Annotated in this window: 12 protein-coding genes; 8 read left to right on the top strand and 4 right to left on the bottom strand. The window is 73.5% G+C overall.

Features of this window, described 5'->3' with window-relative positions; translation table 11 throughout:
* Window positions 1-374 precede the first annotated feature (374 nt).
* The gene (locus IE308_RS34625) at window positions 375-797 is read left to right on the top strand and encodes a hypothetical protein (protein WP_190220922.1); all 423 of its coding nucleotides are present in this window, start codon (window positions 375-377) and stop codon (window positions 795-797) included.
* Here IE308_RS34625 and IE308_RS34620 read toward each other — a convergent pair.
* Complete coding sequence (locus tag IE308_RS34620) at window positions 757-1,620, bottom strand: DUF4184 family protein (RefSeq protein WP_190220921.1); 864 nt, start codon at window positions 1,618-1,620, stop codon at window positions 757-759. The two genes, IE308_RS34625 and IE308_RS34620, sit on opposite strands and share 41 nt — an antisense overlap.
* Window positions 1,621-2,037: 417 nt before the next feature.
* Here IE308_RS34620 and IE308_RS34615 point away from each other — a divergent pair, with 417 nt between their 5' ends.
* Window positions 2,038-3,813 carry a lytic transglycosylase domain-containing protein gene (locus IE308_RS34615; RefSeq protein ID WP_190220920.1) on the top strand — a complete coding sequence of 592 codons (1,776 nt, stop codon included), beginning with the start codon at window positions 2,038-2,040 and terminating at the stop codon, window positions 3,811-3,813.
* Between the two features lie 101 nt (window positions 3,814-3,914).
* Here IE308_RS34615 and hrpB read toward each other — a convergent pair whose 3' ends face one another.
* Both hrpB and IE308_RS34605 read right to left on the bottom strand, forming a co-directional pair.
* Window positions 3,915-6,491 (bottom strand): ATP-dependent helicase HrpB, encoded by a 2,577-nt coding sequence (gene hrpB / locus IE308_RS34610; protein WP_190220919.1) that lies wholly within the window; start codon window positions 6,489-6,491, stop codon window positions 3,915-3,917.
* A gap of 97 nt (window positions 6,492-6,588) precedes the next feature.
* Window positions 6,589-7,560: a class I SAM-dependent methyltransferase gene (locus IE308_RS34605; protein WP_308440135.1), complete on the bottom strand. Its 972-nt coding sequence runs from the start codon at window positions 7,558-7,560 to the stop codon at window positions 6,589-6,591.
* Between the two features lie 231 nt (window positions 7,561-7,791).
* On the opposite strand from IE308_RS34605, the gene rpsA reads away from it, so the two are divergent.
* The 4 genes from rpsA (at window position 7,792) to IE308_RS34585 (ending at window position 11,536) form a co-directional block, all read left to right on the top strand.
* On the top strand, window positions 7,792-9,285 hold the full coding sequence (gene rpsA, locus IE308_RS34600; protein ID WP_110627427.1) for a 30S ribosomal protein S1: 1,494 nt from the start codon (window positions 7,792-7,794) through the stop codon (window positions 9,283-9,285).
* A 185-nt stretch (window positions 9,286-9,470) separates the two neighbouring features.
* Window positions 9,471-10,409 (top strand): PAC2 family protein, encoded by a 939-nt coding sequence (locus tag IE308_RS34595; protein ID WP_110627426.1) that lies wholly within the window; start codon window positions 9,471-9,473, stop codon window positions 10,407-10,409.
* A gap of 63 nt (window positions 10,410-10,472) precedes the next feature.
* Window positions 10,473-11,105 carry a dephospho-CoA kinase gene (coaE, locus tag IE308_RS34590; RefSeq protein WP_110627425.1) on the top strand — a complete coding sequence of 211 codons (633 nt, stop codon included), beginning with the start codon at window positions 10,473-10,475 and terminating at the stop codon, window positions 11,103-11,105.
* A 50-nt stretch (window positions 11,106-11,155) separates the two neighbouring features.
* On the top strand, window positions 11,156-11,536 hold the full coding sequence (locus IE308_RS34585; RefSeq protein ID WP_110627424.1) for a tetratricopeptide repeat protein: 381 nt from the start codon (window positions 11,156-11,158) through the stop codon (window positions 11,534-11,536).
* 49 nt (window positions 11,537-11,585) lie between these two features.
* Here the strand turns inward: IE308_RS34585 and IE308_RS34580 are convergent, their stop codons facing one another.
* Entirely contained in the window at window positions 11,586-11,858 is a 273-nt protein-coding gene (locus tag IE308_RS34580) for a DUF6343 family protein (protein WP_110636271.1), read from the bottom strand.
* Window positions 11,859-11,968: 110 nt separating this feature from the next.
* On the opposite strand from IE308_RS34580, the gene IE308_RS34575 reads away from it, so the two are divergent.
* Window positions 11,969-12,871, top strand: coding sequence for an acyltransferase domain-containing protein (locus IE308_RS34575; protein WP_190220918.1), 903 nt, complete (start codon window positions 11,969-11,971; stop codon window positions 12,869-12,871).
* A gap of 88 nt (window positions 12,872-12,959) precedes the next feature.
* Entirely contained in the window at window positions 12,960-13,655 is a 696-nt protein-coding gene (locus IE308_RS34570; RefSeq protein ID WP_190220917.1) for a class I SAM-dependent methyltransferase, read from the top strand.
* Window positions 13,656-13,744: the final 89 nt, after the last annotated feature.

The following is a 13,744-nucleotide window of genomic DNA, read 5'->3' as shown; positions in this document are numbered from 1 at the left end:
CCTGCGGCCAGGGGCTCCTCCGGCACGGAGTGCGCGGGGGAGCCCTCGGCGTGGGGGCGGGGCTGGTGTCGTTGCCCGAGTCGAGGTGGGTGCCGCTGCCGGTGCCCCTGCCGCCCCTGCCGGTGCCGGTGCTGGTGCTGGTGCCGGAGTCGAGGCGGCTGCCGCTGCCGCTGCCGCTGCCGGTGCCGGTGCCGGAGCCGAGGTCGAGGCCCATGCCCGTGCCGGTGATGGTGCGGGGCTGCGCGTCCGTGCGGTGGCGGGCTCCGCGTCCGCCGGCTGCGGTCTGCCGTGCCCGCCCAAGCCCCGCAAGGCCCGTCACCCGCCCGGCCCCCGCAGAAAGGCCCCCCGCGCCGCGCGCCCGCGAAGATGCGGGCATGGGTATACGCATGCTCCACCGCCGGACGGCACGAGCTCAGGCCCAGGAACCGGCTACGGCCCGCGCCGCCGCCGAAGCGGCCCTCTCCGCGTCGCTCCCCACAGTCCCGCCCTTCGCGGCGACCGCCAGTACCGCCCGCATCCCCGCCGACCCCGCCAGGGCCCTGGCCCGCCGGGCCGCCCGCCTGGGCCGCCGTATCGCCCGGCACGGACGCACCGTCCGCGGGGTCGTACGGCTCCCCGACGCCACCGCCTGGCGGGCCCGGGCGGACGTCGCCCTCGGGTACCTGGCCCTCCTGCTGGCCCGGCTGCCCCGGCCCCGCCCCACCCGCACCGTCACCGTGTTCGTGGCGACGCCCGCCACAGCGGCCGGCCCGGGGCTCAGTGAACGCCCGGACGGCTCCGGCCGGCCCCGGCACTGACCGCACTGACCGCGGCCCGCTCCCGCGGGGCGGGACGCCACAGCCGGACCCCCACGGCATACAGCAGCAGGCCGACGACCAGGCCCGCGCCCGCCCCGAAACACAGCGTCGGGATCAGTTCCCACGGCTTGGCGCTCGCGCCCCGGTAGTCCCACCAGCGCGAGGCCCGCTGCGCCGCCCCGGCCAGCGCACAACCCCCGACGACGGCCACCGCCAGCCACCGGTCGCGCGGCGTCAGCCAGGGCACCCCCACCGGCTCGGCCACGGGTGCCCGGCGCACCGCGCGGGTCACGAACACCGCGATGACGACGGCGGCGACGGCCGAACCGCCGTACTGCAGGTACCAGTACAGCGGTGAGCCCGCCACCTGACGGCCCAGCACGGGGAACAGCCGCATGCCCCACCGGTCGAGGTGGGTGAACGCGTCCCACACGACATGCGTCAGCGCGCCCAGCGCCGCCGAGACGTACCACCACAGCACTCCGGCCGGCCGGACCCGCGGGCGGGGCGCCCCGCACCGCAGCAGCGCCGCCCACCGCCCCTGCCGGGCCCGCGGCAGCAGCGCCACCAGCGGCTCGCGCACCAGCAGCCACAGCCCGACCAGCGCCCAGGCGATCACCACGTCGACGGTGAACACACCCGGGAAGGAGTGCGTGACGTCGCCGAACTCCATCGCCCCGGACACCGCGCTCGCCGCGTAGTACGTCATGTCGGGCGAGAACGACCCGGCGACGAGCACGGCCGGCACCAGCCGGCCGCGTCCGCTCCCGTCGGTGCGCACGGCGGGCAGCACGGCTGCCGCATGGCTCAGCGTGAACGGCAACAGGGCCCCCCGGGACGGACACCGGCCGGACCTCCCGGCCGTTGATCGGCGCCGTCCAGTATGCGCGACGCGGTTTCGCCCGCGGTTGCCCGAACACCATGTGGCCAACCGGTAAAAATCGGGCATGAACGGGTGTCCGGGCAAAGGAAGTTGTCGTAGGGTCACTGGGCGCCGTGCGAGGCAGCGCCGAAGGGACACGACCAGACCGGGGCGAACCGCGCAAGGCGCACGCGAACGAGCAACGTGCACAAGAACGTACATCGTGCACGAGAACGCACAACGCACAAGAGAAGAACGTAAACCCGTCACGAGGGCAACCAGCACGGCGGGTCGATCGTCACACCATGGCGAGCACGGCACACCGGGCACGGCAGACAACAGACGGACGCTCGGGCGTTCACGGGAGGGGTTCACTTCATGACGGCGCACTTCGGCAGCCGGCTGCGCAAGGGAGCGGTCACCACCACCGTGGCCGCACTGGCCGTGGCAGCGCTCACGGCGTCCCAGGCACCCGACGTCCTCGTCGAGGAGCAGGGCAGACCGACCACCACCGGCGCCCAGCCCACCCCGGACCTCCCCGCCGACGACACCGCCACCGGCAACTCGCGGTACTACACCGACCTGCCGCCGCTGAAGAGCCCCAACCCCGCGCCGACCACCGGCACCACACCGCCCGCGGCCGGGCAGACCGCCGGCGAGGCGGGCGTCCCCGCCACCGTCCTGGACGCCTACCAGAAGGCCGCGGCCGAACTCGCGCGCAGCAAGCCCGGCTGCAACATGCCCTGGGAACTCCTCGCGGCCATCGGCCAGGTGGAGTCCGGGCAGGCCCGCGGCGGCAAGGTCGACGCCAACGGCACCACGATCGGCAAGATCCTCGGCCCCAAGCTCAACGGCAACGGCTTCGCCCACATCCAGGACACCGACCACGGCGCCTACGACGGCGACACCACCGTCGACCGCGCCGTCGGCCCCATGCAGTTCATCCCGTCCACCTGGGCCTGGGCCGGCCGCGACGGCAACGGCGACGGCGTCGAGGACCCCAACAACATCTACGACGCCGCCCTCGCAGCCGGCCACTACCTGTGCCGCAACGACTGGGACATGGCCACCGACGGCGGCCTGCACGCGGCAATCCTCAGCTACAACAACTCCACCGAGTACCTGAACCTGGTCCTCACGTGGCTGGACTACTACCGCAAGGGCGCCCACGAGATCCCGGACGGCACCGGCCCCGTGCCCTCCCACCCCAGCGACGAGACCCCGTCCGGCGGCAGCACCCCGCCCGCGACTCCCTCCCCGTCGACATCGCCCCGGCCCGGCACGCCGCCCGCCGGCAACGGCAGCGCCTCGCCGAACCCGGGCACGCCCACGCCGCAGAAGCCGACCACCCCGGCCACCCCGAGCCCCACGCCCACGCCTCCCACCCCCACCGACACGGTGGACCACCTGGAGAACGCGGGCCCGGCCAAGCTCAGCGCGATGGCCGGCGACGCCTTCGCCCCGCGGATCAGCACCCGCGCCGAGACCGCCTCCGGAAGCCCCGTCGCCAAGGTGCGCATCCGCTTCACCATCGCCGGAGACACCGACACCACCTTCGCCGGGGGCGAGACGGTCGCCACGGTCATCACCAACAGCGCCGGCGTCGCGGTCGCGCCCGTCCTCCAGGCGGGCGAGAAGACCGGCGCCTTCACCGTCCGTGCCACCGTCGTGGGCCGGATCCTGCCGGGCGTGTCCTACGCGGCCGCCGTGACCGCGCGCGCCGCCGACACCCTCACCCGCACCGGCGACACGGCCCTGACCTGCACGCCCGGCGGCGAGTTCGCCGACCAGATCGAGGTGAAGGCCACCTACAAGGGCGCCGCCGCGGACCGGGTCGCCGCCACCGCCACCCTGATCAAGTCGGCCGACGACCCGACCGCCAACGACAAGGGCCCCTACTTCAAGGACGCCGACGGCAAGCCCGTCCGCACCCTCACCGCGCTGGAGACGGACGCCAACGGCCTGCTGAAGCTGCCCAAGCTGTACGCGGACGACACCACCGGCACCTTCCTGCTGCGCATCACCACCACCGGCGGTGCGACCCTCACCGTCGAACTGACCGTGGCCGCGGCGCAGACGTCCCCGAGCCCGAGCCCGTCGACCAGCCCCACGGAGTCGACCAGCCCGAGCCCGTCGGCTAGCCAGTCCGCCTGACACACCGTCGGCCTGACACCCCGTCCGGCCCGCCGAGCGCCCCTGCCGCCACCCGCCGGAGGGGCGCTCGCCGTCCGGCGCGGAGCGGGGCGCCCGCCGGCTCAGCGTCTGAGCCGCGCGTTGGTGTGCCGGGTCGGCTCCGCTGCCGCGGGGTCCTCCGGCCACGGATGCTTCGGATAGCGGCCCCGCAGATCCGCCCGCACGCCCCGGTAGCCGTCCCGCCAGAAAGAGGCCAGATCGGCCGTCACCGCCACGGGCCGCCCGGCGGGGGAGAGCAGATGGACCAGCACGGGCACGCCGGCCACCGACGGCGACTCGTGCAGACCGAACATCTCCTGCAACTTCACCGCCAGCACGGGCTGTTCCGGATCGCCGTAGTCGACGCGGATCCTGGACCCGCTCGGCACGGTGATCCGCTCCGGCGCCAGCTCGTCGAGCCGCCCCGCCTCCCCGGACGCCCAGGGCAGCAGCCGTCCGAGAGCCGCACCGGCGTCGATCCGCGCGAGATCGGCCCGCCGCCGCGCCCGGCCCAGCTCCGGCTCCAGCCACTCGTCCACGCGCGCGTACAGCGCCTCGTCCGACACGTCCGGCCACGGATCGCCGAGGTGCAGCCGCAGGAACGCCAGCCGCTGCCGCAGCGCCACCGCCTCCGGCGACCACCGCAGCATCCCGAGCCCTTCCTGCCGCAGCCCCTCCAGCAGCGCCTGCCGTACGAGCGCCGGGTCGGCGTCCGTGAGGGGCCGCACCGTCAGCTCGATCGCCCCCAGCCGCTCCACGCGCCGCGCCACCACGTCCCCGTCGGCCCAGCGCACCTCCTCCCGCTCCTCTGCCAGGGGCCCGGCGGCCGTGCGCGCGAGATCCTCGTCGATCGCCGCGGCGAGCCGCACCCGCGCGTGCCGGCTGCCCACCGGCCGGTCGGCCACGGCGACGGCGATCCACGGCGCGCCGCGCAGGACCGACCCCTCACCCAGGTCGGCCCGGGTCCCGGAAGCCAGCAGATACGACCCGCCGTCCAGCCGGGCGACCCGCTCGGGAAAGGCGAGCGCGGCGACGAGCCCCGCGACCCGGTCGACGGATCCCCCACCGTGCCCGTCCGGCCGACCGGCGGTGCCGGCCCCCTCCGGCCGACCTGTGCTGCCCGCCCCAGCGGCGGCGCGTCCCTCCGGCCTGCCGGCGCCCCCGGCCCCCACCTCCCCGAGAGCGGCCCGCAGACGCCGCACCTCGGCGCGCCACCGAGCGGAGTAGGCGTCACCCCCGCGCCGGGCGGCCCGCAGAGCGGCGGCCAGATCGTCGCCGTACTCCCGCGGGACCTCCTCCGACAGCAGCGCGACGACCTCGGCCCCCTCGCCGGAGGTGTCCAGCAGGGCCCGCCCCAGCCGGGGGTGCAGTCCCAGCCGCGTCAGACGCCTGCCCCGCTCCGTCGCCCGCCCGGCCGCGTCCACCGCCCCCACCGCCGTCAGCGCGGAGCGCGCCGCCGCCATCGCCCCGCCCGGCGGCGGGTCGAGCAGCGCCAGCCCGGCCGCGTCCGGGTCGCCCCAGCAGGCGGCCTGCAGGGCGAACGCGGTGAGGTCGGCCACCTTGATCTCCGGCGCCGGATACCGCGGCAGCCGCGCCTCCTCGGCCTGGTCCCAGCACCGGTACACCGTGCCCGGCGCCTCACGCCCGGCCCGCCCCGCCCGCTGGCGCCCCGCCGCCTGCGAGGCCCGTACCGTCGTCAGCGCGCTCAGCCCGCGCGCGTGGTCGACCCGCGGCTCCCGTGCCAGCCCCGCGTCGACGACCACCCGCACCCCCGGAACCGTCAGCGAGGACTCCGCCACCGACGTCGCCAGCACCACCCGGCGGCGCCCACCCGGCACCAGCACCGCGTCCTGCACCGCGGCCGGAGCCCGCCCGTGCACCTGGAGCACGTCCACGTCGCCCAGGTCCCCGAGCTGCCCCGCCACCCGCGCGATCTCGCCCACGCCCGGCAGGAAACACAGCACGTCCCCGGACCGCTCGGCCAGCGCCCGCCGCACCACCGACACCACATGCGCGAGCAGCGCCGGATCCACCCGCATCCCGTGCGGCGGCCGTACCGGACGCGCGGGCGGCGCCCACACCACCTCAACCGGATGCGACACGCCCCGCGCCTCGACCACCGGCGCCCCGCCCAGCAGCTCCGCCCAGCCCTCAGCGTCGGTCGTCGCCGACGCGGCCACCAGGCGCAGCTCCGGACGCAGCGCCTCACGCACGTCCCACAGGAACGCCGCCGCCGTGTCCGCGTCCAGATGCCGCTCGTGGCACTCGTCGAGCACCACCACGTCGACCCCCGCCAGCTCCTGGTCCCGCTGGAGCCGCTGGAGCAGGACACCGGTGGTCACGACCTCCACGCGCGTGTGCCGCCCCACCACGCGCTCGCCGCGGACGGTGTAGCCGATCCGGTCCCCGGCCTGCTCGCCCAGCAGCCAGGCCATCCGCCGGGCCGCCGCCCGCGCCGCGATCCGCCGTGGCTCGGCCACGACCACCCGCCGCGCCGGCCGCTCGTCCAGCAGCCCGGCCAGCGCCAGCGGCACCAGCGTCGTCTTGCCGGTGCCGGGCGGCGCGACCAGCACCGCGGCGCCGGGCGAGTCCAGGGCGTCGTACAGAGCGGGCAGGGCACTGCGCACCGGCAGCGCGTCCAGGGCGTCGTAACGGATCACGTCACCAGTGTCGTACGAGGGCACTCCGCCCCCGCCGGGCCTGTGGACAACCCCGAATCGAACGCCGCTCGCACGGAACGTCCCCTGGGCGCGCGCCTCAGTCCCGCTCGCACACGAAGATCGCCGTACCCGGGATGAGGTGCCCGCGCAGCGGCGACCAGCCGCCCCACTCCGAGGTGTTCCAGGCCGGCCACTCCGGCTCGACCAGGTCCACCAGCCGGAAGCCCGACGCCACCACGTCCCGGACGCGGTCGCCGAGCGTGCGGTGGTGTTCCACGTACACCGCGCGGCCCTCCTCGTCCTGCTCGACGTAGGGCGTGCGGTCGAAGTAGGAGGCCGAGACGCTCAGCCCCTCCGGGCCCGGCTCGTCCGGGAACGCCCAGCGGATCGGGTGGGTCACCGAGAAGACGAACCGCCCCCCGGGCCGCATCACCCGGCGCACCTCCCGCAGCACCTGCCGCGGATCGGCGACGAAGGGCAGCGCCCCGTACGCCGAGCACGCCAGGTCGAAGGAGGCGTCCGCGAAGGGCAGCGCGCCAGCGTCCGCGCACACCAGCGGGAAGCCGGCGCCGATGCGCAGCGCGTGCTGCAGCTGCCGGTGCGAGATGTCCAGGGCGACCGGGCGGGCACCCTGGGCGGCCAGCCAGCGCGCGCATTGGGCGGCGCCGGCGCCGATCTCCAGCACCTCCCGGCCCTTCAGCTCCTCCGCCGGGCCGAGCAGCTCGGCCTCCACCTCGTCCAGCCCCTCGGGGCCCCAGACGAACCGGTCGTCGCCGAGGAAGGTGCCGTGCTCGACCTGGTACTCGTCGGCGTTGCGGTCCCACCAGCCCCGGTTGGCCCGGACGCTCTCCGCGACGCCGGCCTCCCGCCGGGTCGCCTCGGGCTCGGCGTCCTGCTCGGCCGCTGTGAACGCTTCGGGCTCTTGGATGATCGGCTCCCTCGTCGTACTCTTCCGTCCAGCCGGCCCCGGTCGTGTCGGAGAAGGGACGCGGCAGGCCCGCGTGGCCTCAGAAGACACGATTTGTGCCGGGAATGCGGCGATCCGCCCCGGGTGTGCGGCTTCGCGCATTGACCCTGTCCGGCTGCCCCCGTATGCTACAAGTTGCGCTGCGGGCCTGCGCACCTCAGACGTAGCAGGCTGCGCTCGCATCTGTTGTATGTCCCCTCGGTTGTCGAGGCGCCACCGGGCACCCGGTGTCTGGATTGGCGCTTCCTTGGCTGTCCGGCTTCTGCAGAGCGAAACGGGCTCCGGCGTAGCAGTACCTACGACTTCAATGTCCGTACCGGAGCCCTTTCCCACATGACGAGCAGCACCGAGACCACCGCCACCACCCCGCAGGTAGCGGTCAACGACATCGGTAACGAGGAAGCCTTCCTCGCCGCGATCGACGAGACGATCAAGTACTTCAACGACGGCGACATCGTCGACGGCGTCATCGTGAAGGTCGACCGGGACGAGGTCCTGCTCGACATCGGTTACAAGACCGAAGGCGTTATCCCGAGCCGCGAGCTCTCGATCAAGCACGACGTCGACCCCAACGAGGTCGTCGCCGTCGGTGACGAGATCGAGGCCCTGGTCCTCCAGAAGGAGGACAAGGAAGGCCGCCTGATCCTCTCGAAGAAGCGCGCCCAGTACGAGCGTGCCTGGGGCACCATCGAGAAGATCAAGGAAGAGGACGGGATCGTCACCGGTACCGTCATCGAGGTCGTCAAGGGTGGTCTCATCCTCGACATCGGCCTCCGCGGCTTCCTCCCGGCCTCCCTGGTCGAGATGCGCCGTGTCCGCGACCTCCAGCCCTACGTGGGCAAGGAGCTCGAGGCCAAGATCATCGAGCTGGACAAGAACCGCAACAACGTGGTCCTGTCCCGCCGTGCCTGGCTGGAGCAGACCCAGTCCGAGGTCCGCCAGACGTTCCTCACGACCCTCCAGAAGGGTCAGGTCCGCTCCGGTGTGGTCTCCTCGATCGTCAACTTCGGTGCCTTCGTGGACCTGGGTGGCGTCGACGGTCTGGTCCACGTCTCCGAGCTGTCCTGGAAGCACATCGACCACCCCTCCGAGGTCGTCGAGGTCGGCCAGGAGGTCACCGTCGAGGTCCTCGACGTCGACATGGACCGCGAGCGCGTCTCCCTGTCGCTGAAGGCGACCCAGGAAGACCCGTGGCAGCAGTTCGCCCGCACCCACCAGATCGGCCAGGTCGTGCCCGGTAAGGTCACGAAGCTGGTTCCGTTCGGTGCGTTCGTCCGCGTGGACGAGGGCATCGAGGGTCTGGTCCACATCTCCGAGCTGGCCGAGCGCCACGTGGAGATCCCGGAGCAGGTCGTCCAGGTCAACGACGAGATCTTCGTCAAGGTCATCGACATCGACCTCGAGCGCCGCCGCATCAGCCTCTCGCTGAAGCAGGCCAACGAGTCCTTCGGTGCCGACCCGTCCGCGGTCGAGTTCGACCCGACCCTGTACGGCATGGCCGCGTCCTACGACGACCAGGGCAACTACATCTACCCCGAGGGCTTCGACCCGGAGACCAACGACTGGCTGCCGGGCTACGAGAAGCAGCGCGAGGAGTGGGAGCGCCAGTACGCCGAGGCGCAGTCCCGCTTCGAGCAGCACCAGCAGCAGGTCATCAAGTCCCGCGAGGCGGACGCCCAGGCCGCTGCCGAGGGTGGCGAGGCTGCCGCTCCGGCCGCCTCCGGTGGCGGTTCGTACTCCTCCGAGGGTGGCGACACCTCCGGCGCCCTGGCGTCGGACGAGGCGCTGGCTGCCCTGCGCGAGAAGCTGGCCGGCGGCCAGAGCTGACGCTCAACCGCTGAGGCCTAGCCGACCGCTTGGTCCATAGCCGAGGGACCGCACCCTTCCCGGGTGCGGTCCCTCGGTGTTTTCCGGCCCGGCCCCTCGACGTCTCCTGATCAAGAGCGCGGACCCGGGAATGCCCACGCCGCGCGCCTCGTTGTTCACTGTGAACACGAGGAGGAGCGGTCCAAGTGCTTGATCCGCAGGGTTTGTACGCATGGGAGCCGAAGGGCCTGGCTGTCGTCGACATGGCGCTCGCCCAGGAATCGGCCGGACTTGTCATGCTCTACCACTTCGACGGATACATCGACGCGGGCGAGACCGGCGACCAGATCGTCGACCGGCTCCTCGACTCGCTGCCCCACCAGGTCGTCGCCCGCTTCGACCACGACCGGCTCGTGGACTACCGCGCCCGCCGGCCGCTGCTGACCTTCCGCCGTGACCGCTGGACGGCGTACGACGAACCCGAGATCACCGTCCGGCTCGTCCAGGACGCCACCGGCGCGCCGTTCCTGCTGCTGTCCGGGCCCGAGCCGGACGTGGAGTGGGAGCGCTTCGCCGCCGCCGTGCGGCAGATCGTGGAGCGGCTCGGCGTGCGCCTGTCGGTCAACTTCCACGGCATCCCCATGGGCGTGCCGCACACCCGCCCGGTCGGCCTCACCCCGCACGGCAACCGTACGGACCTCGTCCCCGGGCACCGCAGCCCCTTCGACGAGGCCCAGGTGCCCGGCAGCGCCGAGGCGCTCGTCGAGTACCGCCTGATGGAGGCCGGCCACGACGTGCTGGGCGTCGCCGCGCACGTCCCGCACTACATCGCCCGGTCCCCGTACCCGGACGCGGCGCTGACCGTCCTGGAGGCCATCACCGCGGCCACCGGTCTGGTGCTGCCGTCCGTCGCGCACTCCCTGCGCACGGACGCCCACCGCACGCAGAACGAGATCGAACGCCAGATCCGCGAGGGCGACGAGGAGCTGACCGCCCTGGTGCAGGGCCTTGAGCACCAGTACGACGCCGCCGCGGGCGCCGAGAGCCGCGGCAACATGCTCGCCGAGCCCGTCGACATCCCGTCCGCGGACGAGATCGGGCGCGAGTTCGAGAAGTTCCTGGCGGAACGCGAGGGCGACAACTGAGCCCGCGCGAGCTCCCCGGCCCTGCCCCCGCCGCTGTCGGTGGCAGGGCCTAAGCTTCCGGTCATGCTGAAGGTGGGCCTGACCGGCGGGATCGGCGCCGGCAAGAGCGAGGTGTCCCGGCTGCTCGTCGAGTGCGGGGCCGTACTGATCGACGCGGACCGCATCGCGCGCGAGGTCGTCGCGCCCGGCACGCCCGGTCTCGCCGCCGTCGTCGACGCCTTCGGCGAGGAGATCCTCACCGAGGACGGCAGCCTGGACCGCCCCAGGCTGGGCTCCATCGTCTTCGCCGACCCGGACAAGCTCGCCGTCCTCAACGCGATCGTGCACCCCCTGGTGGGCGCCCGCTCCCGCGAACTGGAACAGGCCGCCGCCGAGGACGCCGTCGTCGTCCACGACGTCCCGCTCCTCACCGAGAACGGCCTCGCCCCGCTCTACGACGTCGTGGTCGTCGTCGACGCCGCCCCGCAGACCCAGCTCGACCGGCTGGTCCGGCTGCGCGGCATGACCGAGGAGGACGCACGCGCGCGGATGGCCGCGCAGGCCGACCGGGAGAAGCGCCGCGCGATCGCCGACATCGTGATCGACAACGACGTACCCCTGGAGCAGCTCCGGCAGCGGGTCCGCGAGGTGTGGGCGGAACTGCGGCGCAGAGCGCACGGTCAGGGCGCCGCCGCGCCGGCGCCCGGCGAGGAATAGGGGTACTCGGTCCAAGCGTTGAACCCCTGCAGCAAGGGAAGGATTTTTCCGTGCCCGAAATCAGCGGTTCGACCGGAGGTACTCCGGAGACACACGTCATCGACTACCGCGCGGCCGAACAACTGCTCGCCGCGCGCGACCCGCGGGGTGCGGTGAAGCTGCTCGACTCCGTCATCGCCGCGCACCCGGAGAACACCGCCGCCCGTCTGCTGCGCGCCCGCGCCTTCTTCGCCGCCGCGCAGCTGCGCCCCGCCGAGTTGGAGTTCTCCATCGTGCTGGAGCGCGAACCGGACAACGCGTACGCGCACTTCGCGCTCGCCCGCACCTACCAGCGCCAGGGCCGCGAGGACCAGGCCAGGCGCCATTTCCGTCTGGCGGCGGCGCTGGACCCGAACCCGCAGTACCTGAGGGCCGCCCGTTTCGACGACTGAGGTCCGGCTCCACAAGGACGTGCGACCCAACGGCCCGGGGTAGCGAGCGCTACGGGTAGCGATGGCGGTGCTCCGGCGGGCGGTACGGCGGGACGTCCGGCCCAGGCTGGAAGTGCGGGCCCTGCCGGATGTGCTTGAGGATCACCGCCAGGTCGACCGTGATCACCAGCCACAGCGCCCCGCACGCGGCAGCCCAGCCCGGCCGCCCGACCAGCGCGAACACGGCCGTGCCGAAGATCGCCCAGACCAGACCCCACAGGCTCAGCCACAACCTCATCCGCAGCGCGCTGCGCGCTGTCGTCGGCTCACTGCCCGTCCGCATCTCGACCACCCGCTCCTCTTTTGAACGTACTCTTCGCCGGAGACGTTCTCCACACCGGAAGAGCGGGCGCCCGACGGGCGTCCGGCACCGTCAGGCAGGGGGCTGTGCGCGTGTTCGGGGACGACGACGAACTGGCCGAGACGCTCTGCGATCTCGCCGTGCCGCACGAGGACATCAACACCGTCGTGCGGATGAGCCGGCGGGTGACCGACGACCCGGAGCTGCGGGCCGCCGTGGAGCGGTCGCTGGCGGTGCTCGTCGAGGGCATGGGGGAGATCCGGGACGGAGCCGAGCTGCCCGAGCTGGACTGGCCCTCGGGCCCGCTGCAGCGGTACTTCCCGCTGTACGTCCTGCTGGCGGCCCTGCCCGCCGTACGCGCCCACCACCGTGACCGGGCGATCCCGCCGGAGGTCGGCCGGCGCACCCTCGCGGACACCGGCCGCTGCCTGGCCGCCCACCGCAGGCGGTACGGCACGGGAGGCGTCCTGGCACCGCGCTGGCTGACCCTGCACTTCCGCGGCGAGCTGTACCAGCTGGGCCGGCTGCAGTTCCAGCGCGGCCGGATCGGCTCCTGGACCGGCGACTCCATCGCGGCGGCCGGCCTCCCGGTCGGCACCGGGTACTTCGGCCTCGGCCTGCACATCCCCGACTTCCTCGGGCCGCTGACGCCGCGGGCCGTGGACCGGTCCCTGGAGCTGGCCCGGGCCTTCTTCGCCCGCCACTACCCCGACGAGCCGTACCAGGTGGTGACGTGCGGCTCGTGGCTGCTCGACCCGCAGCTGAAGCGGTACCTGCCCGAGGGCTCCAACATCGTCCGCTTCCAGGAACGCTTCCACATCAGCCGGCTGCCCGACGAGCCGGAGGACGACGTGCCGGTCCGTTTCGTCTTCGGCGGTGCCCCGGACGCCGACGTGGAACGGCTGCCGCGCCGGACGGCTCTCGAACGGGCGGTGGTCGACCATCTGCGGGGCGGCGGGCACTGGTATGTCGGCCACGGGTGGTTCCGGCTGTGACGCCCCGACCACTGACGCCCCGACCACTCGAACGGGTGAACCCGTGGCGAGGGGGAACGGCCGTGCGGAAGCGGGCCGTTGGACGGGCATGGAGCTGAAGACGCGAGCGGGACATCAGGGGACGGGACCCGGGGCGATCACCCCGGACGGCTGCGCGGTCGAGCTGTACTCCCGGCTGCCGGCCGGGCCGGAGCCGGACATCATCGAGGCCGCCGTGCCGGCAGGCGCGAGCATGCTCGAACTGGGCAGCGGGGTGGGCCGCATGACCCATCCGCTGCTGGAGCGGGGCTTCACGGTCACCGCGGTCGACGAGTCCCCGGAGATGCTGGCCCGGGTGCGCGGGGCACGCACGATATGCAGTCCCATCGAGGACCTCGACCTGGGCGAGAGGTTCGACGTGGTGCTGCTTGCGTCGTTCCTCGTGCACGCCGCCGACCTGGACGTCCGACGCGGCCTGCTGCGCACGTGCGTTCGGCATGTGGCCGAGGACGGCTGTGTCCTGATCCAGCGGGAGGGCGAGGACTACCACAGCCGTGTACCGCGGGAGCGCCGCGACCCCCACGGCTTCACGGTACGGATCCTCTCCTCCGAGCCGGTCAACGAAGGCGTGCGCTCGGTCCACGCCGAGTACGTCTTTCCGGACGCCACCTGGACCCAGACGTTCCGTGCCCGGCCGCTGACGAAGGAACAGTTCGAGGAGGCGCTCGCCGAAGCGGGGCTGAGGGTCGACCGGTATCTCACGGAGGACCGGATATGGGTGCGGGCGGTGCCTGCGGCGGCATAGCGCGGCGGGGGCGGCGGACGGCCCGTCGGAGGCGATGACTTGGGCCGGCCGCGATGAGTTTCGGGGCGAGTGCCGGTCTACCTCTGTGA

It is taken from the genome of Streptomyces griseosporeus (assembly GCF_014656055.1).
GTDB lineage: Bacteria > Actinomycetota > Actinomycetes > Streptomycetales > Streptomycetaceae > Streptomyces > Streptomyces griseosporeus.
This window is presented reverse-complemented; position numbering and strand designations above follow the sequence as displayed.

Bases quoted from the DNA above. Each gene is read 5' to 3' on its own strand.
- IE308_RS34580 (WP_110636271.1), bottom strand. From the start codon at position 11,858: ATGCGGACGGGCAGTGAGCCGACGACAGCGCGCAGCGCGCTGCGGATG.
- IE308_RS34570 (WP_190220917.1), top strand. From the start codon at position 12,960: ATGGAGCTGAAGACGCGAGCGGGACATCAGGGGACGGGACCCGGGGCG.
- coaE (WP_110627425.1), top strand. From the start codon at position 10,473: ATGCTGAAGGTGGGCCTGACCGGCGGGATCGGCGCCGGCAAGAGCGAG.
- IE308_RS34615 (WP_190220920.1), top strand. From the start codon at position 2,038: ATGACGGCGCACTTCGGCAGCCGGCTGCGCAAGGGAGCGGTCACCACC.
- IE308_RS34625 (WP_190220922.1), top strand. From the start codon at position 375: ATGGGTATACGCATGCTCCACCGCCGGACGGCACGAGCTCAGGCCCAG.
- rpsA (WP_110627427.1), top strand. From the start codon at position 7,792: ATGACGAGCAGCACCGAGACCACCGCCACCACCCCGCAGGTAGCGGTC.
- IE308_RS34605 (WP_308440135.1), bottom strand. From the start codon at position 7,560: ATGCGCGAAGCCGCACACCCGGGGCGGATCGCCGCATTCCCGGCACAA.